Annotated in this window: 19 protein-coding genes; 4 read left to right on the forward strand and 15 right to left on the reverse strand. The window is 72.1% G+C overall.

Features of this window, described 5'->3' with window-relative positions; all coding sequences use genetic code 11:
• Positions 1-2: 2 nt before the first annotated feature.
• The 11 genes from ACZ4YL_RS39475 to ACZ4YL_RS39525 form a co-directional block, all read right to left on the reverse strand.
• On the reverse strand, positions 3-1,172 hold the full coding sequence (locus ACZ4YL_RS39475) for an NlpC/P60 family protein (protein ID WP_468123174.1): 1,170 nt from the start codon (positions 1,170-1,172) through the stop codon (positions 3-5).
• A complete protein-coding gene (locus ACZ4YL_RS39480; RefSeq protein ID WP_468123176.1) occupies positions 1,173-1,910 on the reverse strand; it encodes a hypothetical protein in 738 nt (245 codons plus the stop codon).
• A gap of 18 nt (positions 1,911-1,928) precedes the next feature.
• Positions 1,929-3,929 (reverse strand): hypothetical protein, encoded by a 2,001-nt coding sequence (locus tag ACZ4YL_RS39485; protein ID WP_468123177.1) that lies wholly within the window; start codon positions 3,927-3,929, stop codon positions 1,929-1,931.
• Entirely contained in the window at positions 3,926-4,447 is a 522-nt protein-coding gene (locus ACZ4YL_RS39490; RefSeq protein ID WP_468123178.1) for a hypothetical protein, read from the reverse strand. The genes ACZ4YL_RS39485 and ACZ4YL_RS39490 overlap by 4 nt, the downstream gene beginning before the upstream one ends.
• Positions 4,444-6,969, reverse strand: a complete 2,526-nt coding sequence (locus tag ACZ4YL_RS39495) for an ATP-binding protein (RefSeq protein WP_468123180.1) — start codon at positions 6,967-6,969, stop codon at positions 4,444-4,446. Before ACZ4YL_RS39495 ends, ACZ4YL_RS39490 begins: the two co-directional genes overlap by 4 nt.
• Entirely contained in the window at positions 6,966-7,520 is a 555-nt protein-coding gene (locus tag ACZ4YL_RS39500; protein WP_468123182.1) for a hypothetical protein, read from the reverse strand. Before ACZ4YL_RS39500 ends, ACZ4YL_RS39495 begins: the two co-directional genes overlap by 4 nt.
• 11 nt (positions 7,521-7,531) lie before the next feature.
• Entirely contained in the window at positions 7,532-7,774 is a 243-nt protein-coding gene (locus ACZ4YL_RS39505; RefSeq protein WP_399492460.1) for a hypothetical protein, read from the reverse strand.
• A gap of 20 nt (positions 7,775-7,794) precedes the next feature.
• Entirely contained in the window at positions 7,795-8,580 is a 786-nt protein-coding gene (locus ACZ4YL_RS39510; RefSeq protein WP_468123183.1) for a conjugal transfer protein, read from the reverse strand.
• Between the two features lie 287 nt (positions 8,581-8,867).
• A complete protein-coding gene (locus ACZ4YL_RS39515; RefSeq protein WP_468123185.1) occupies positions 8,868-10,967 on the reverse strand; it encodes a hypothetical protein in 2,100 nt (699 codons plus the stop codon).
• Between the two features lie 147 nt (positions 10,968-11,114).
• Complete coding sequence (locus tag ACZ4YL_RS39520) at positions 11,115-11,705, reverse strand: flavoprotein (RefSeq protein ID WP_468123186.1); 591 nt, start codon at positions 11,703-11,705, stop codon at positions 11,115-11,117.
• The gene (locus ACZ4YL_RS39525) at positions 11,702-12,940 is read right to left on the reverse strand and encodes a helix-turn-helix domain-containing protein (protein ID WP_468123187.1); all 1,239 of its coding nucleotides are present in this window, start codon (positions 12,938-12,940) and stop codon (positions 11,702-11,704) included. The genes ACZ4YL_RS39520 and ACZ4YL_RS39525 overlap by 4 nt, the downstream gene beginning before the upstream one ends.
• A gap of 79 nt (positions 12,941-13,019) precedes the next feature.
• Between ACZ4YL_RS39525 and ACZ4YL_RS39530 the strand changes: the two genes are divergently transcribed.
• The 4 genes from ACZ4YL_RS39530 (at position 13,020) to ACZ4YL_RS39545 (ending at position 15,777) form a co-directional block, all read left to right on the forward strand.
• A complete protein-coding gene (locus ACZ4YL_RS39530) occupies positions 13,020-13,496 on the forward strand; it encodes a hypothetical protein (protein ID WP_468123188.1) in 477 nt (158 codons plus the stop codon).
• 161 nt (positions 13,497-13,657) lie between these two features.
• Positions 13,658-14,086 carry a hypothetical protein gene (locus ACZ4YL_RS39535; RefSeq protein WP_468123190.1) on the forward strand — a complete coding sequence of 143 codons (429 nt, stop codon included), beginning with the start codon at positions 13,658-13,660 and terminating at the stop codon, positions 14,084-14,086.
• A 126-nt stretch (positions 14,087-14,212) separates the two neighbouring features.
• Entirely contained in the window at positions 14,213-14,851 is a 639-nt protein-coding gene (locus ACZ4YL_RS39540) for a hypothetical protein (protein WP_468123192.1), read from the forward strand.
• Positions 14,848-15,777, forward strand: a complete 930-nt coding sequence (locus ACZ4YL_RS39545) for a hypothetical protein (protein WP_468123193.1) — start codon at positions 14,848-14,850, stop codon at positions 15,775-15,777. The genes ACZ4YL_RS39540 and ACZ4YL_RS39545 overlap by 4 nt, the downstream gene beginning before the upstream one ends.
• Before the next feature lie 191 nt (positions 15,778-15,968).
• Here ACZ4YL_RS39545 and ACZ4YL_RS39550 read toward each other — a convergent pair whose 3' ends face one another.
• The 4 genes from ACZ4YL_RS39550 to ACZ4YL_RS39565 all read right to left on the reverse strand — a co-directional run bounded on the left by ACZ4YL_RS39550 (position 15,969) and on the right by ACZ4YL_RS39565 (position 18,513).
• On the reverse strand, positions 15,969-17,024 hold the full coding sequence (locus ACZ4YL_RS39550) for a hypothetical protein (RefSeq protein WP_468123194.1): 1,056 nt from the start codon (positions 17,022-17,024) through the stop codon (positions 15,969-15,971).
• Positions 17,025-17,026: 2 nt separating this feature from the next.
• On the reverse strand, positions 17,027-17,194 hold the full coding sequence (locus ACZ4YL_RS39555; protein WP_468123196.1) for a hypothetical protein: 168 nt from the start codon (positions 17,192-17,194) through the stop codon (positions 17,027-17,029).
• A 285-nt stretch (positions 17,195-17,479) separates the two neighbouring features.
• Entirely contained in the window at positions 17,480-17,899 is a 420-nt protein-coding gene (locus ACZ4YL_RS39560; protein WP_468123197.1) for a RapZ C-terminal domain-containing protein, read from the reverse strand.
• Between the two features lie 29 nt (positions 17,900-17,928).
• Positions 17,929-18,513 carry a hypothetical protein gene (locus tag ACZ4YL_RS39565; protein ID WP_468123199.1) on the reverse strand — a complete coding sequence of 195 codons (585 nt, stop codon included), beginning with the start codon at positions 18,511-18,513 and terminating at the stop codon, positions 17,929-17,931.
• Between the last annotated feature and the right edge of the window lie 69 nt (positions 18,514-18,582).

Genomic DNA, 18,582 nt, shown 5'->3' on the forward strand with positions numbered 1-18,582 from the left:
TCTCATGCCCCTTTGGGGAAATAGGGGGGCGCCCAACCGACATAGCGGCCGCCCCATTTGGATTCAATGTCTGATGCCGGGATTACGTCGACGTATCCGGGGCGGGCCACATCGTTACTGATGATCATTCCGTCGCCGAGGTATACCGATACGTGGCCGTGGGGGTTTCTTGTCTCCCAGTACATGAGTGCGCCGGGCGGAACATCTCGGGATCCCGGGTGTTTCATGTGGGCGGGCATGACGTGATAGTGAGTGATTGCCGAGACCACGCCTGCGGCTCGCCATCCGTGGACTCGTGCAGCGAATTCAAGGCAGCGCCGGTACCAGATTTTCTGATTCAGGGCGGGTTGCTCTTTCGCCCATGCGATCGCGGCTTCCGTGCTGCGGCGGTTCTTCACCTCCTGGGGCCAGTCGGAGGCGGCGTCATGGAACGGTGCTCCAGCGGGCGTCTCGCCGGTGGGCGTGCACTCTCCTGGTGCCGTTTCGCCGGGGGCGGTCGGCTGTGCCCACTCCGGGAGCTGACCTGTCACGGATCCGAGCCGTTCCAGGTTGATGCCGGCGTTCCGGGCTACGCCTTCGGCCTGGCTGCGGCGGGTGGCGTAGAGCTGGGGGTAGAGGGAGCGCTGGACGCGTTGCGCCGCCGCGCCTGGCTCCAGCATCGGCCAGGCCGGGATGTCGACCAGGCCGGGCGGCCGGCCCTTGTTCCCGCCAAAGAACAGTCCCGCGGAGACGGGCGGGTTGGTGACCTCGGCCGGGGTTCCCCATCCTTGCGAGGGCCTTTGCTGAAACAGTCCGAGGGAATCCAGATCGCCGTGATTGAGGTTTTGAAGGCCGCTTTCCTGTAGGGCAGTCATGAGTGCAATCAGCGAGGCGCGGCCGGGAAGTCCCCTTTTCTGGGCCACTTCGTCAATGATTTTCGCGTGATAGATCTGCTGGGCGAGGATGGGGGCCGGAACCTTTCCGGGGTTCATATTGGGGAGGCCGGGAGACTCGCACCCGCCGCCGCTGTTCTTTCCGTCGGCCGCCTTCTTCGCTGCTCCTGCAATCAGGGTGGTGGTGCCAAGGCCGAGCATGCCGATCAGGGCGAGGGCCGCGCCGATGCAGCCGGCCTTGGCGAGGAACGGCGCACTCGCGCGGGCGGCAGCGGCCTCGGCGGCGTCGCGGACGTCCACTCAGACCCCCAGCACCCGGGACACCCGCCACCCTGCGGTCGTGCGCGTGAGCTCCACCCGCAACGTGTCCGTGCGCCGGCTGTTCTCGTCCCCGGCCACGTCCACCTCGGCGGCGGCGATCCGCCAGACCTGGGCCGCGTTGTCGGGCGGCAGATCGGGGCCAGCCGGCCGGACGGCGACACCGGTCACGCGGGTGGCCTCCCCGCGGCTGACCTGCTGCCCCCACCCGGCCGGGGTGTGCTCGGTGAGGTTGCGGGTCAGGTCCTCCGTCGCCCACGCGGCGGCCCGGCGGACGCTGGCCCGGTGCGTCTGGTCCTCCAGCGGGTCACGGGTGAGGTAGGCGCGCGTCCATGCCGCGGCGACGTCTTCCGGCTCGGTGTCGGCCGGGACGGACGGGGCCGGCGGCGGGGCGGGGGCGGGCGTCGGCGTGGCCGAGGGGGCAGTGGCGGGTGGGCGGTTGTCGCCACCGTCGGGCCCGCCCCCGCACCGGGCGAGGACGCCGAGGACCAGGACCAGGAGCACGACCAGGAGCAGCGCAGCCGGGTGCACCGGGCGTGCGCGTACGGCCGTGACGGCGGCCGCGCGCTGTCGGCGAGCGGTTCGGCGGCGAGTGCGGCGCCACCGCCGCCGGGACGTGCCCGGGGGCGGTTCATCGTCTGCGTCGGGCAGGGCGGCGAGGAGCGCCCGCCAGTCGGGGGCCGGCCCGTCAGGGTCATGGTCGGGGTGGCGCTTGGCCATGGGGTGTCACTCCTCCCTTCAGGTGTGCGGGGGCGGTTGGGGCAAGGGCGGCTGTGTCCATCCGCGGGGCGGGGGCGGGGGGACGCGGCGGCCGGTGCGCAGCCGTGGGGTACGCGGCTGCGGGGTCTGGGCGCGGCGGCTGCTGGGTGCCGGGGGCTGCGTCGCCTTCCGCGCCTTCTGGGGGCGGTTGGGGGTGCTCCCCGCCGTGGGCGACATCCGCATGGGCCCGCCGGGCAACTGCTGGCTGGCGGGGGTCGTCGGCGCGGGGATGGTCCGGGCCGTCGGCGAGTGCACCGGGGTCTGCTGCCCCTGCCCCTGTCCGGACGGAGGGGGAACGGTCACGGTCCGCGCGGTGGACGAGCGCACCGGGGTCTGCTGTCCCTGGCCGCGCTGCGCTCCGGCCGAGGTGGTGCGGGCGGTGCGGCGGCCGGCCGCGGCCAGGGTGGTGCCTGGTCCGGTGCCGCCCGGTCCGGTGCCGCGCCCGGGGCCCGTTCCCGTGCCGGGGCGGGGCGGGCGGCCGCCTGCCGGCGGGGGTGGGGGCGGCGGGGCGGGCGGGCGGGGCAGGCCGGTCCGCGGCGGAGCGGGGCGCCGGTGGCGGCGTTCCACCGCGTCGCCGAGCCGGCGCGAGAGGCGGCCCGGGGTCCGCAGGACGCGGCCGGCCTGCCGGCTGAGGCTGCGGGTTGCCAGTGCGCCGAGCAGCGCGCCCGCGCCGTTTCCGCCGGCGGGGCCGGCGCCTCCGACAATGCCGGTCAGAATGCCTCGGTACTTGAACGCCGAGATCGCGCCCGCGATGGAGAGGGCCGAGCATCCCAGCCACCCGTACGTCGGCATCGCGAGGGCGGTGACCATCTGAATGATCATTACTGCGCCGGCGGTCAGGGTGGTGATCGCGGATTGCATGACGACCCCGACAAGGGCGTCCGCCCACCGCACGCCCCACTGGCGGGGCCGGCCCGGGATCACCCACAGCGCTGCGAACAGCGGCCCCACCACCAGCAGGAACAGCGCGGCCATCATCGCCGCGATGCTGCCGAAGAGCAGGACGATCAAGAGCAGCCCGAAGAGCAACGCGACGGGGACGGCGATGACCAGGACTCCGGCCCGCTCCAGGGGGCGGTGCCCCTGGCGATAGGACTGCGACTCGGACCCGACGTCGCCGTCGTCCAGGTTCTCCTTCAGGTACTCCTTCCGCTTCTCCAAGTCAGTGCCGAGGTCGAGCACCTTGCGCCCGTGCTCCCGGCAGAGCTGCATCGACCCGAACTCCGCCAGACACCACGGGACGCCGACATAGACCCGCCACACGGTGTCGGTGGCTCGGCGGACCACCCGGTCCGACGCGTCACCGGGGTACGTCGTCGTGTGCCCGAGGGCGAATGGGGTCTTCTCGATCCCGCCGCCGGCCGAGCCGATCCCGGCGTCCGTGGCGGACATGGCCACCTCGGTTCCGAGCATGCGGCCGGAGTTCACCCCGTCCACCCATACCTGGGGAGTCGTGAGCAGGGTCGCCGCGGCCACTGCGGAGACCAGCACCCAGGACAGGTCTGTGAACCCGCCCCCGTCGCCGCGCTGCGCCCGCAGGAACGCCACCAGGCCGCCGACTGCGAGGGCGGAAGGGAACAGTCCGGCCATCACCGCGCCGGCGCTGCCGCTGATCGCCTGCGTCAGGGGGCCCTGCACCTCGGGCAGGTCGGTCATCCCGAAGGTCCAGCCGGCCAGCGTGGAGACGGCGGAGCCGATGGTGACCAGCAGCACGAGGAGGACGTCCGCGATCATGTGCAGGGCGGGGTCCAGGAAGTCGAACTGGCCGTAGTCCTTGTCGAGTCGCCAGGTCAGCAGGTGCGGATAGGTCTCGTACATGGTTCCGCCGCCCGTGGGGGCGAGCGGGGCGGGGAGCAGCCCGCCCACCCCGTCCGGGTCGACGGTTTCGGCGTGCGCGGCCCCGGTCGTGACGGCGAGGGTGGTGAGCACCGCCAGGACGGGGAGGGCGAGGGTCCGGCCGCGCGGCATGTGCCGGCTCATCCGGCCACCCGGCTCAGGGCGGAGGCGGCCGGGTCTGCGGAGTGCGTCAGGTCGGTGTCGGCGACGTCCTCGCGCTGCTCCACCCACCAGGTACCGCTGGCTTCGGTCATGCGCAGGGCCGTGAAGGATGTCCGGGCCGGCTTGCCGGGCCAGGTGACGGTGTGGGTGGTGATCACGCCCCATCCCGCCGGGTGGTCGGACGTCGCCGGTACGCGGGTGGGCGGCCGGTCGAGGAGGACGGGGCCGATCGCCGGGCCGGAAGGGTCCGGGGGTTCGGGGGTGGGGTGCCTGCCGTGGCAGGCGGGGCGGCGGGCGGCCGTCATCAGGTCGCAGGCCGTTGTCCAGTCGTCGGCGACCACGGCCCCCATGTAGGTGCGGGCGCGGTCGGCTGCGGCGGCGGACGGGTCCGCGGCCGGCGTGGGGGCGCTGTTCTTCTCGCTGGTGGTGCCGGAGCAGCCGGCGGCCAGGGCGGCGAGCAGGGCCAGGCCGAGGGCGGCGGTTCGCGGTCGGGCGGTCATACGTGCACTCCGTCGTGGGCGGCCTCGGCGTCCGTGTCCTCGGCGCGGGGGGAGGTGTCGAGCAGGTCGAGGAGTTCGGCCGTGGGCACGTCCCACTGGACGGTTGCGGCGCCGAATCTCTGGTCTCGGGTGATCGAGTGGCCGTGCCGGGTCTCGTCTCCGTGGCCGTCGGCCAGGGACCGGATCCGTTCGCGGGTCTCCTTGCAGACCGGGAGCCCCAGCAGCTCCGCAAGCGCGTCCTGCTGCGGCTGGCTCGTGAGTTGGAACCCGACGACCATGGCCAGCTGCTCGATGACGCCGGGGAGCATCAGCAGGCCTGTTGCGTCCTGCGTGTCGAGCCCGAACCTGACGCCCAGGGCGCGGCCGACCCTGGCGATGTAGTCGAGGAAGTGGCGGCCCTGGACTGTGCCGGTGAGCACGTGCACCTCGGGCACCATGATCACTTTTGCGAGGGTGCGCAGGTCGGGCCGGCCGGCGGTGGTGACCCCGTACGCCAGGAGCGAGTGCATCACCGCGACGGACAGAGCCTGTACGGACGTCCACCGTTCCCGCTCCTCACCGGGGCCGGGCAGGGACAGGCCGGGGAGTTGGACGACCCATACGCCCGGCTGTGTGGTCAGCGGCGGGACGGCGCCGGGCTGCGGGCGCCCCATGAACAGCGCCCCGTGCGGGGTCTGGGACAGCTCGTAGAGCGCTTCACCGGTCGCGGCGGCCACGGGGTCCGCCGAGTCGCGCAGGTGCTGGACGACCTGCCACGTCGCGGGGTTCGGGGAGCTGCTGATCACGGCATTGGTGGCGGCCTGCAGAGCTACCTCCGCGCCGGCAGCCCGCAGGTGTGCCGGGGTCACCAGCGACAGCTGCGCGGGTACTTCGGCGCGGGCGGCGTCGCGGCCGGCCTCGGCCAGGAGCGGGATCAGGTCGGCGGCCCCGGCGTGCGCGCGGCTCATCTGCACCAGCCGGGACGGCAGTCCGTACCGGTCCGCCGCGGCCGCCAGCCCGCCGAGGTCTCCCTTGAAGTCCAGGGCCAGGACCCACGCACCGGAGTGGGCGGCCTCCAGCGCCATCATCATGCCGGCGGTCGTTTTGCCCTTCCCGGACCGGCCGATGTAGGCGACGGTCGTCGCGTCGCGGCCGTCCGCCAGCGGTGGCAGGCGCACCACGCCCGGCGTCGAGCCGGTCAGGTAGCCGATCACGGGACCGTGGTCGGACCCGACCCGGGCCCCGCCCCACCACCAGGCCCCCGCCATGGCGGCCGTGTCGCGGACGTGCCCGAGGTCGGGCACCCGCACCCGGTCCCCGGGCCAGGTCTCCAGCCACAGGGCGGCCTGCTCGTCCACGCCGACCTGCACCGTGATCCCAAGGTCCGCGTAGTGGGCGGACACCGCGTCCACCCGGGCCCGCAGGTCCTCCAGGCCGATCGTGGACGTGACGACCAGCCGGGGGTGGTCCTCGACCAGCGACAGGTGCTCGCGCTCCAGATCGCCGCGCAGCTCCGCCATGGCCTCGCCCGCATCGGTGATGACCTGCCCGGGGTCACCGATGGCGTGCGTGGACGCGCTGCGGGTTTGTTCGCGCACCAGCTTCGCGGTCTCGTCGGTGCGCGCGATGGCCTGCCGTTTGGGCAGGACCCGCAGCCGTACAGACGCCTCCGGGCTCACCGGCGCCAGCCGGCCGACCATGTCGCCCTGGTCCTCGTCGTCGGGCGGAAGGTAGGAGACCTCCGCCAGGATGCGCAACCACTCCCCCGGCCCCGGACTCAGCATCCGCTCCGGGAAAGCAACCATCGGCAGCACCGCCACCCACGCCGCTACGTCGCCGGAGGCGTCGACCATCCGCAGGTGGTCGGGGTAGGGCAGAACGCGGCCGCGGGTCAGCGCGGCCAGAGCGGCACCCGTCACCAGAGATCGGCCGTCCACCGGGGCCGGCACGCCCCGATGCTGCTCCCGGGTGACCATCCAGGCCAGCAGTTCCACCGTGGCGGCCGAGCAGCGCCAGGGCGAGGACTCCAGCCGGCGGCCGAGGCGCCGCGCGGCAGCGTGCCAGGTCGCCAGTTCCCGCGCGGGCACCCCCGAGGACGAGACGCCGGCGGCCTCCGTGATGCGGCGGCCGGCCGGGCGCTGCCGGCCGCCGAGGCGGACGCCGAGCAGGACGTGGCGGATCGGCAGGGCGATCTGATCGAGGCGGGCGGCCCGGTCCTCCGCCCACTCCTCCCAGTTCCCTGCCCGGTACATCTCGGCGGCCTCGGCGCGGTAGTCGTCCGCCGAGTACGGCGACCACAGCACCCGCAGGTGCACGTCCATCCCGGCCAGCACGGACGTGAGCGCGGTCTCGGCGCGGGCCTGCTCGGCGTCGCGCTCGTCCTCGCCCAACAGGTCGGAATTGGACGTCTCGCACGTCCACCAGGCCCACACGTCGGTATCGGTGAGGACCAGGCCGTCAGTGATCCCCTCGTACCGCGGCGGCGGTGCGGACCGCTCCCCGCCGACCCCGAGCAGTGTCGTGATCTTCCCGAGCACGCTCACGTGCGCTTCCCCTTCCGGCCGCGCCCCGCGGCGATTTTGACCATGTGGTCCGGCCCGTACAGGCGGACCGTGTGCGCGAGTTCCACCGCCGGGCCGGCCGGCGGGACAGCCTCCGTGTCCGCCCCGCCTGCCAGCCGGCTCGCCAGCCGCGATCCGAGCGCCCGCGTCAGGATCGGGGCGTGGCGCTCCCACCGGGCGGAGCGCGGGATCCACTCCGACCGGTGCGCGACAACCCGGCCTCCGCAGATCACCGGGCGGTGCCCGTGGACCTGGTAGTACGCGCCGATCACCCACGTCGCCAGAACGGCGCGGCGGTCGCAGCTTTTCGACGGCTGCGCCCCCAGCACCGTGACGACCACGGGCGGGAGCAGGTAGAGGGTGAGCCACTGAACGGACGGGAACCCGATGGAGAGGAACAGCAGCCCGTCCCAGGAGGTGAATACGAGCACGCCGAGCAGCAGGGTCCTGCGGGAAACTCCCTGCCCGAGGTCTACGCCGAAGATTTCATGCTGTTTGGGTTCCAGTCGATTGAAGTAACTGGTGTACGTCATTCCTTGACGCATCAGCTCATGGCCGCCGTGGCGAGATCAGAAACAACTTTCATCGACGTCTCCGGGATGATCACAAAGAATGCGGAGAATGCTGCACCGCCGAAGAAGCTGAGTTTTTTATTGAAGTCGTCATCCCACGAAAGCCGCACCGCTTTGACTGCCAGACTGCACATCAGGACTGCTGCGCAGATAGGCAGCACAGTGCTTTTCAGACCAGCTCCGGTCACCACTGCCAGCACGAATTCCTCAGACACTCGCCTCTCCTCTTCTCTTGTCAGGTCAGGTCGTCGCCGGAGATACCGGCGACCTGCCAGCGGCCGGCGCGCGCACTTTCCACGCGCGTGAGCTGCACCCGGTATGCCTGCGTGATCTCGCCCCCGCCGGTCGCCCAGACCACCCGGGCTACCCCGTGCCGGTCGGATCCCGAGCCGGGGGCGGCCTCCCACCCCTGCACTGCCCGCAGCTCGACTCCGCCCGGGAGGGCCGGCACGACCGTGCCGGGGGCTGCGGCCTGGGCGGCCCCACCCGCCGCCCACGCCCGGAAGAAGCCATCGACTGCACCCCTTGTCGCTGTGGAGAACGCCAGGTCAGAACCCCGCGTCGAGGGTTCCGGGCCGGCGGCGGGTTCCTCGGGGACGCCGAGGAGCGCGGGCGGGCCGCTCACCGCCAGCCGCCCCGCGCCGACCACCACGACGGGGATGTCCAGGGCCACCCACCGGGCCGGCCCGGTCCCCGGGGACACCTGGGCGTCGATCCGGACCCGGGCGCGGCCGTCCTTGCCCACGACGACCGGGCCCGGGACGACCAGGCCGGCCGTCTGCGCTCCTCGCCTGTCCCACCCCAGCTGTGGGTCCACCCCGGAGGCCAGGACGGCCGACAGTTCCCGTGCCCGGTCGGCCGGCTTGGCTTCGTCCCAGGTCAGGTAGGCGCGGGCGGCCCGGACGGCGAGCGCTCGGGCGGCATCGTCCGGGTAGGCGGCCGCGGTCGGTCCGGGCGCGGGTACGGCCTGCGGGGCCGGGTCGTGGGGGGCGAGGATGCTGCGGGTTGCGGCAAAGGCCACCAGGGCGACCGTGCCCCAAAATGCGATGGGGCCGAGGCGGGCGAGGCCGGCGGGCCGCTCCTGAACGATGGCCCACGGCGGCGCGACACTCTTTGTCTGCGAATGCGCTGCTGTTTCTTTCTGAGACTCAGCGACGGATACCCATGGGTTTACCGGAGGTGGCTGCGGAGTCTCCTTCTTTTTCCTGTTCCACATGCTCGCGCAACGACTTAAACCCCCTCCAGGTGTGGCCATTGACGGTTTTCCACTCTTTCGATATGCCCTCGGGACGGTTTTTCGAAAATGAGTTAGGGACGACTCTGAGCGCTGGCCTGCCAACGCTCCAGCCAATACTCGATCTCGTCCCGGGTGTAGTAGGTGACGCGCCCGTCAGGAATCCCGGAAGGGAACTCAATGCCCTTCTTCGCGCTGCGCCCCTTGTAGACCTTGGCCGTGGCGTAGTCCCACGGCAGCAGCCCCGCCCCGCATGCCTCGGCGAGGCTGAACAGCTCCACCGCCGGCTGCGGAGAAGCCCCGCTTGCGCCGGTTACCCCGCCTGTTACCCCAGCCGTTACCGGAACCCCTGTTACCGCCCCTGACCTGGGAGGAACCACCCCAACCGCCCGGTTTGGGCGGAGGGTAACAGCCCCACCCATCACCGGGTGGGCGGGGCCGAGGCGGCCGCCGACGAGGAAGTCCGGGATCGCCAGCGACTCGGCCGTCTTCAGCGTCTCGGCAGTGATCCACGGGGCCCGCTCGCCGGCGTCGAACCAGGCCGGCGCAGAGGGTGCCCTATCAAGCCGGGTCGAAACTTCCGGAACGATGTATGCAGGCTGGAATTCACGCGCCCATAGTCCGTTTGTCTCCGGGTTGATTCGCCCATCCGCAAAAACCCCTCGCCCGGGAACGGTGGTGTCTGGGGACACCATGGGAGTGGACGCACCAAACGCGACAGCCCATGACGGGGAATCACAGAACCCGAGCTGAGCTTTCCATCCGATCTGCGCGCGCTCCATTGTCCCCCCGAAGTAGGCATTGGCCCACTGCTGCGCTCCGACGCCGAATCGGTGATCGGCCGAGCGCCCCTGGAGAAGCCCGATGGAGAACCACTCTGCGAACGGAGGGATCCCCCGGCCTTTGATCTGATATTTCCACCAGATCAGGGCCATTTTCATCATGGTGGGCAACTCGTCCGCCACCATGAGCCGAGGCACGAGCAATTGTCTTAGGGCGGGATCGCCGGTTTTACCGATGGCGGTTTCGGCGGCCATCATCGACATCAGATATTCGCCGAGCGCCGCCACACATTCGGCGGGAGTCTTGTGAACACGAACGCCGCTCATGCCCTCGGCTTCCGCCATGGAATTTTGCTTGGTATCCAAGATGTCCACCAACACCCCGTTTTCCCGAGCGTGTACCACCCCGAGGTAGAGCACCGTGGACTTACCCGATCCGGTCAAGCCGCCCACACCGAAATGCGGTGTCGCGGACTTGGTCCGGATTACCACATCCTCCAGGTCATAGCCCCGAACCGCTTGACCCACATACACCTGAAACGGGTCCCTGCTGGCCTTCCACTCCACCGATTCCGGAAGTGTCGGAACCTTCCGCGGAGGCTCCTTACGGATCCACTCAGCGAAAGGCGCGGAGTCCGCCCGGTGCCACTTTTCCGACCATTCACCGGGGAGCCGATCGGTCACCGCGGCGGTAATCGCTCGCTTACCGGCCTCTCCCCCGGGCCACCCCGCCGGCAGCCGCAGCACCACCCTGGCCCCGGGCACCGAGACGTCGTCGGACAGCACCAGCCACCGCTCCCGGCGCTGTGACTCGTCCACCCCCAGCGCGGGACGCAGGGCCGCCCACATCCCCGGACCGTGAACCAGGTCCGCGCCGGCCGGCCGCGGACGCCACCACCCGAGGACCGCCGGGCCCGTCACCGCGGCCGCGACCCCGGCGGCGGACAGGACACCGGTCCCGGCGGCCGCCACCGACCACCAGCCGCTCCAGCCCGCCACCACGGCCGCGGGGACGACCAGCCGAACCGATGCACGGGCAACACCCGGCCAGCAGGACCACCGTCCGGCGCCGGCCGCGATGGTGCGCAGCACCGTGTGCTGCTGCTTCCCAGGCTCCGCCGGGGCCCCCGCGGCGAGGTCGGCGGCCGTACGGTCCCGCACCACCTCCTCCCCCGCGCACCACCAGCTGGCCGACGAGGAGGGGTCACCTGGCTTGATGTCTCGGCCGGCCAGAAAGCGCACCAGCACCGTGTCCCCGGCCCGCCGCGGCGCCGACGCGTCGGACCGTCCAGAGCGGGCCCGGTCCTTCTGCCGCTGCTGCGCCAGCGCACCCGCCGCCGGAATGCCGATCATCACGGCCGCCGCTGCCGCCTTCGCCGGTTCCTCGGCCACCCACGCCCATAGATCCCCGTACAACCCACACACTCCTGAATCAGGACACACCAGCCCTCACCCAGACCAACGAGGCACCCGGCAGACGGAAACCCTCCTGCGTGGGACGCGGGAGGGCTCCGTGGAGGTATGCGGGCGGCGTGCGGGCTATCCCCGAAGGCCCGGTGCCGGGCAGTCCGTGAAGCCGTCCAGGACATCGAGGGCGAGGCCCCACGGGTAGGCCCCGACCCGGCCGTGCTTCGGGGGGTGCGGGGTGAACCCGCCGTCGTCCTGGCCGTCATCGAGGAGGTAGCGGACTCCGGCCTTGCGGAGGGTGGCCACGGCGGGGGCGAGGGCGGGGTGCTGGGCTTGGGCGGAGTTGATGTACGGCAGGGCGACCACGGGAAGCGGGAGTCCGAGGGCTTCCGTGATCAGGCCGAGGGCGAGCGTGTCCGCGTGACCGGCCGCCCACTTGGTCGTGGTGTTGAGGGTGGCGGGGGCGACGAGGAGGGCGTCCGGCGGGGGCAGGACGTCGCTCTGCGTGGGCAGCTTGTAGGTGTGGCGGACCGGGTGACCGGTCAGCTCGCGCAGCTCCTCAAGCTCGCGTTCGCCGCCGGCTTCTTCAACAGACCAGCGGTGTGCAGCGGGAGTCAGGACGAGGGCGACGTCCCAGCCCCGGGCCTGGGCGGCGCGAATGCCGGTGGTGACGAAGCGGGCGGGCGGAGCGGCGCAGGAGATCACGTACAGGGTCTTGGTCACCCGGGCAGTCCACAGCGCTCTGCCAGCGCCCGCAACCTCCCCTCGGCAGTTCCGGCCCCCAGCAGGCGCAGGTCCTCGACCAGTTGATGCGTCCGGGGCCGTCTTCGCACTTCCTCCTCCGCCTCCCGTTCTGCGTCCAGGAGTGCGTCCACCGCCTGCTCGCGGCTGCCGGCCTGCATGTGGGCATGGGCGAGGTCGGTCAGCAGGTGCGCGCGGCGCTCGCGCGGCAGGGCGGCGCGGGCCTCGGCGGTGACCGCCTGGGCGACGGCGACGCCGGCCGCGCCCTCGTACAGCTTCACGTGGGCGGCCAGGCGGTACAGCTCGACGTTCGTCGGCCCGAACGCGGTGAACACGTGGTTTGTCTCGTTCCCGTCGAGCCGTACGGCGTGCTCGCCGGCTTCGTCCAGGAGCCCGGGAACGGCGCGGGCCGCGGAGACGGCCCGGCGGTCGTCCAGGCCTGCGGCGGTCGCCTGCGCCATGGCCGCCTTCAGGTAGAGCATCCCGAGCACGCTCAGGCCGGCCGGCCCCCGTCGAGCAAGGTCGACGCCGAGGCGGTCCGCGGCGGTGACCGCGAACTCCGCGGCCGCGTGGGGCTGACCGTCGGCCGTCATCGCGTCTGCCAGGTGCCGGGCCGCGCTCGCCATGACGACCGGATCGCCGGAACGCTCGGCGGCGATGACCGCGCGGTGCCCGGCCAGGGATGCGAGATCGGGCGCCCCGGCCTTGATGGCGAGTGCCTCGGTGAGCTGGAGCGCCATCGACAGCGACCGGTACGCCGTCAGCTGGTCGTCACCGTCGTACCGGGCGGCTGCTCGGGTTGCGTCGGTGAGCAGCTCGGGGACGAGCCGGCCGAGGGACGCAAACGCGCTGGACTGGAACCGCTGCCAGCCGTAGAAGACCCTGCGGCGCAGCGTCTCGGCGTCGAGCGGTTCCGTCGAGTCGGCGGGCATGCCCGTGATCACGTCGTGCCGTTGGAGGGTGGCCCGGATGAGATCCATCTCGGTCTCGTCCAGCTCGGCGGCGGGGGCCTCGGCGAGTAACTCCGCCAGGCCCACGGACAGGACGCAGGCGGCATCCTCGAGGACGGACAGGCGCGGGTCGGACTGGCGTGCACCGGACTCCAGGTCCTGGACCCAGCGCTTCGACTTCCCCATCAGGGCGCCGAAGGCGGTCTGTGTGAGGCGGCGTCGCTCGCGCCAGTAGGCCACGTTCCGCCCGATCCGCCGGCTGTCCATCTCCGCTGCTCCAACACCCTGGGACAAGGCACGCACAGTGCGTGCCTACTGGCTGTTTTACTCCCCTTACGGTCCGGATATGGCCAACTCCTTGGACAGCACCCCGACATGGACCGACCGCCTCGACCCGCCGTTGGAGCACCTCGAACGGCTGCGGCACGGGCACGCCGTACTGGAGCCCTGCGGTGTGGGGTGGGACGCCGTGGTCGTGGCTCCCCTTCGACGCGGCCTCGAAGCCCTCGACGCCATGGAGCTCCCCGCAGATGAGGGCTACGCCGTGATCGCGGACTACAACCGTGAGGAGCTGATCACGTACGTGACGCTCGGCACCGCCGAGGGCCTCGCCCACGTACGGGGTGTCCGCGTCCTCCCCCGCCGCACGTGGCTGCTGACCCCGGCGGGAGAGACCGGAACCCTTTCAGCTGCCTGGCTCAGCCGGCCCGCCGCCCTCTCGGCCCGCTACGTTGACGCCGAGGCCCTGCGGGACGCTCTCCTCGCCACCGACGCGGAACGCCACGACCGGGCCGACCGAATCGAGCACGCCCGCGCCCATTGACCCGTGCCGGCCCTCCCCCCTCCTGGGGGCCGTGCACTCCCCGGCCCTCGGAGCCCCGCCCGGCTCCGAGGGCCTCCCCGTGCGCCGGCACCCGTCCTCCCCGCACAAGGCACGCACTGTGCGTGCCACCCCTGAACAGCCACGGCCCTACCGTCCGAGCCATGACGAACACCACGCCACGCACTGCCAGCAATCCGGGACCCGCGGGTCTCCCCGCCACCACGCCGACCACGGACGCGCTCCTCGACCTGCGCGCCCCGGCCGGCCCGTCCTTCGGCATGAACCTGGTCAACACGCTTCACCACGCCGGGAAGGCCGTGCACTCCGCCGCGCTCAGTGAAGCCGACGTGGCGGTCAGCGCGTTCGCCGCCCTGGTCTGCACCGGCGATACCCCCGCCGCCACTCTGGAGGCCGCAGCCGCAGCCGCTCGGCAGGCTCCGCAGCTGGAAATCCACTCCGCGGCCTGGGCGCGCGTCCCCGGACCGCGGGAAGGAACCAGCGAGTTCCAGCTCACCCTGACCATCACGGCAGCTGACCCGGAAACCGGGGAGCACGGAGGCTCCACCCATCACTCCGCCTCACGGCGATAGCCGCCGCTGGCCCGGTGCCACCGGGCCAGCCCTCGTACGCCGCCTGGGGGGCCGGTCCGGTGCTGTGGGCAACCCCTCACGGCGGGACTCGGCCGGCGCCGAAGGGCCGCGCAGTAGGGTGCGGGCATGTTCATTACTGCTGTCTCACCCCGGTCCACCGGCAAGACCACGGTCATCTGGTGGTTGCTTCACGCCCTGCATGCCCGGGGCTACGACGTCACGGGGTTCGACGCGGACGAGTCGAAGCAGCTCCACCGGTGGTGGGAGGCATCCGACCAGCCGTTCGAGGTCCAGCAGTTGGCCGACACCCGGTTCCACGAGCAGGCGCCGGGCAAGCTACCGGACGGGCACATCGGCGCGGTCGACTGCGGCCACCTGGAGAACCACGCCGGCATCGGGTACTCCGTGCTGCGCGTCTCGGACCTGGTCATCGTCGTGTGCGCGGCGACCAACGGCGACGTCGAACGCATGGAGGAGCTCCCGATGGATGGGTTCCTCGATTTGGCGTGGGCCAAGCTGAGGAATCCGGACGCCCCCAAGCCGAAGCGGTGGGTGCTCCTGGTCCGCGTGCAGCCCGGGACCATCACGGCCCCCAAGGACATCCGCAAGGGCCTGGAAGCGGACGGGTGGAACGTCCTCACGACGATGATCCCCTCGGTGCAGCGGTACGCGAGCACCGGCGAGGGCCTGCCGATCTCGGCCGTCGGCTCGCACTTCGATGAGCTCGTGACGGAGCTGGAGCAGCGGGGGCTGATCAGCAAGTGAGCAAGGGACGACCCACACCCGAGGAACTGCGTGCGCTGCGACAGGAACGGCGGCGCAAGGCGCAGGAGCAGGAGGCGAACGGCGGCGAAGTCGCGCTGCGCGAGGAGGACGTGGCCCAGGGCCGGGCGCAGCCGATGATCCGGTTCGAGGAGCTGCCGGCCGCGGTGGACGCGCCCAACGCCCAGGGACCGCTCACCGCTCAGGAAGAAGAGACCTGGGAGCTGTGCCGACGCTCCTTCGCCCAGTACCGCGACGCGTGGTTCGTCGCGGCCAGCGCGCTGGACATCTCGCTGCGGGGCCGGCTTTGGAGGCGGGACTACGACACCGCCGAGGCCTTCATCCGGGACGTGGCGGACATGTCGACGTCCAACGCGTACCGGCAGATCGCAGGGGCGACCATCGCGGCACTTCTGGCCGAGCCGCCGCGCCTCGAACTGGAATCGAACGATCTGTCCCGCATGCGGGACTCAGACAACGTGCGGTCCTACGTGATCAGCCAGCGCGCAGCCGAGAGCCTGACCCCCATCCGCGAGGACTACGGGGCGGACGCCGCCGCCGACGCGTACCGGACGGTTGCCGAGGCGACAGGGCGGGACACCCTCAGCGGCAAAACCATCACCGCCGTCGTCAAGCAATTCCCCCGCAAGGCCGCGGAAGAGCTGGACACCGAGCAGCGCCGCAAGCGCATCCACGAACTCGCCGTACAGCAGGCCGCCGCCGAGGCGGCCGCCAAGGTGAAGCCGACCGGCCCGGTAGCCGCGTTCGCGGCCTACGTGGCCACCGCCGCGGCGTTCGCGGGCAAGACGTCCGGCCTGGCTGCCGCATACGAGGCGGCCGCCGCGGCAGACCCCGCAGAGGCCACTCGACTGGCGGTCCAGCTGCGGGACCACCTGACGGTGCTGGTCGACAACCTGCCGGACGTCTAGGACGACGCCCTCGTTCGATTTCATTCGAACGATCTGTCCCGCATGCGGGACTCACGCCGAAACGCAAAAGGCCCCCGAGGCCGCCCGGTGAGGGCGGCCCCGGGGGCCTGGTCGTGCTGGTGGCGGTCAGCTCTGGAGTGCGGGGCGGGGTTACTGACCCCGCCGGAAAGGCCGGCTCGGCCCCGCAGCACTCAGACCTCCATCCCGCCTCCGGGGGTGCCCGGGTGCTCGGGGTAGGCGACATCCAAGGCGTGCATGAGGGAGATGTACCGGACCAATTCCGCGGCCCAGTCAGGCTCGATCAGGTACTGGACCGTGTTGAGGGCGACGGCAGCCAAGCCAGGGGCCCCCTCCGGGGTGATGCCACCGACAACGGCCCACCGCTGCCACATCACATCCCCGGTCAGCCGGGCGAGGATCTCCGGCTCGCCCGAGGAGCGCCGCATCAGATCGTGAAGGGCGCCGGTCGCCAACGTGCAGGTGTGCACGGCGCGGCACAGGTCCCGGTCGTCGGCCGTCTCGACCGTGCGCACCATGCCGGGAATGCCCTGAGCCCACGGGGACTGTGCCAACAGGTCGGTACCGGCGAGTTCGGCCTGCCGGTGTTCCTCACGCAAGTTCTCGATCATCTCGGTGTGGTCCGGCATGGCCCGTTCCAGCGCTTCCAGCAGCTCCTCGATCCCGACGTCGGCGGCGCCGCCGAGCTGCAGCCGGGCGCCGGGGTCCATCAGGGCCCGGTGGAAGACGTTCGGCAGGGCGCCGGGCGAGCGGGGCAGTTCGAGCCCGGCTTCGGCAGCGTGGGCACGCAGAGTCGCGTCCAGGTCCCGCCGCGGCGAACGGCGGTTCCTCAGCATCTTCCCAGCCGCGGCCCGTCGGGCCTGGAACGCCCGGTTGGAGTTCCCGGTGGGGATCTTGTCGACGCCCGCCCGCGTCAGCGGCCGTTTCAGAGTCGCGACCAGGGCCGTCCGTAGCCGCCGAGCGTTGTCGGGGGTGGCGTCGGAGGCCCACAGGTGCCACCCGGTCCACCCGATGCCGCGGCCCTGCCGCACGGTAAGCGCCACCATCAGGGCCCGGTGCAGGATGTGCGGCTGGACGGTGGGGGAGCCGGGCACGCACCAGGTCGAGGACTTGGGAAGCCAGCCCTCCTGTTGCCAACGCTGCACCTGCGTCGGGCTGGACTTGCACCCGCGCTCCTTGAGGGCTCGGACCAGGGCAAGGTGGGCGGCGGTCGGCTTCGTGCGGGCCATGGTCAATTCCTCCGGTCCTGGCTGCCGATGGTCAGGACGGAGTACAGGGTGACCGCAGTTCCCACCGCACTCGCCCATGCCTCACTCTGCGCGGCTGCAACGGCGGCGACCGCCACCAGGAGCAGCACGGACAGGCGCGGGCCGGCGCCTCCGCCGGGGGTGATGTTCACGTACGTGGTCCCTTTCGTGAGGTCCTGCTGCCGGGTGTTCCCGGCAGTGCAGCCCGACCGCGTGGATCCGGGGCGGTGCCGCACCCCTAGGAGTTCACGACGTCTGTCGCGAAGTGCAGGAAACTTCGCGGGGTTGGCGTCCGTCACGGTGCTGCCGCTCCCCCGTGTAGGCCTTTGACCAGGGGTGAAGCCGGTCAGGCCGAAGTGCTCCAGAAACGCAAAAAGGCCCCCGGGGCCGCCCCTCGATAGGGGCGGCCCCGGGGGCCTGGTCGTGCTGGTGGGTGGTCAGCTCTGGGGCGCGGGGCGGCTGATCACGGGGCGGTCGGCGTGGAGGTGGACCACGGCGGGGTCGAGGTCGGCGAGCAGGGTCCCGAGGGCAGAGGCCACGACGTACGAACGGTGCCGGCCTCCGACGCACCCCGCCGCGATGTGCAACGGCCCGACGGACGGCCCGCCGAGGAACGCTCGGGCCGCCTGGACGGTGGCGGCGATCAGGGCCGGGATCCCCGGGGTGCTGAGCACCGCCGTGATCACCTCCTGGTCCCGGCCGGTCAGTTCCCGCAGGGCGGGGTCCACGTGCGGATCGCGGAAGTGCTGCCGGAGGTCGAGGGTCAGGTGCGCGGCCGGGGCGACCCCGCCGGGCTGGTGGCCGTACCCGAAGGACGTGATCGTGAGCGCGGGGCCGGTCTGGTCGGTGCTGGTCATCTGCTGCTCCTGGTCGTGGTCGAGGGCGGTCAGCGGCTGATGTTGATTCGGTCGATGTGGACCCCGGCGCCGCCACGGGAGCCCCACCGGCCGCCCTGCCCGCCGGTCCCGGTCACGTTGACCGTGACGGGCGCCGGGGCGGGCGCGGCCGTGGCCTGCTCCCCGGAGGCACGGGACAGGGCGCCGGTGAAGCGGAGGACGACCCACCCGACTGCGGCGGTCCCGAGGAACGCGGCCGCGCCGATCGCGAGTTCGGCGGCGGCGGCGAGGGCGGCGGGTCCGGCCGTGGCGAGGGCTCCCCCGGTGCAGAGGGTCAGGGCGCAGATGCTCCCGACGAGGGTGACGGCGGTCCGCTCGAAGGGCGTGAGGCCCCGGCGGGCGGGGGCGGCCTCGGGGGCGGCGGCCACGATGACCGGTGGCGCGGCCGGTACGTACGCGGCGACCCACGAGCCGTCATCGAGCTGGACGAGGGCGCGGCGCTCGGCGGCCGGCGCGGGGAGCAGCACCGCGTGCTGCTCCCCGTACGGGCGCGGCTGGTGGACGAGGGGCGCGGCGGGGGCCGGGACGAGGTAGGCCGGGGCGGGTGCGGTGTAGCGGGCGGGCTGCTCGTGCATGCTGGGGTGCTCCTTCACGGGGCGGGTCAGCGGCGGGGGTCGGCGGCGGTGCCGGCCCCCGCCGTGCTG

The sequence above is a fragment of the Streptomyces sp. NPDC030021 genome (assembly GCF_055574035.1).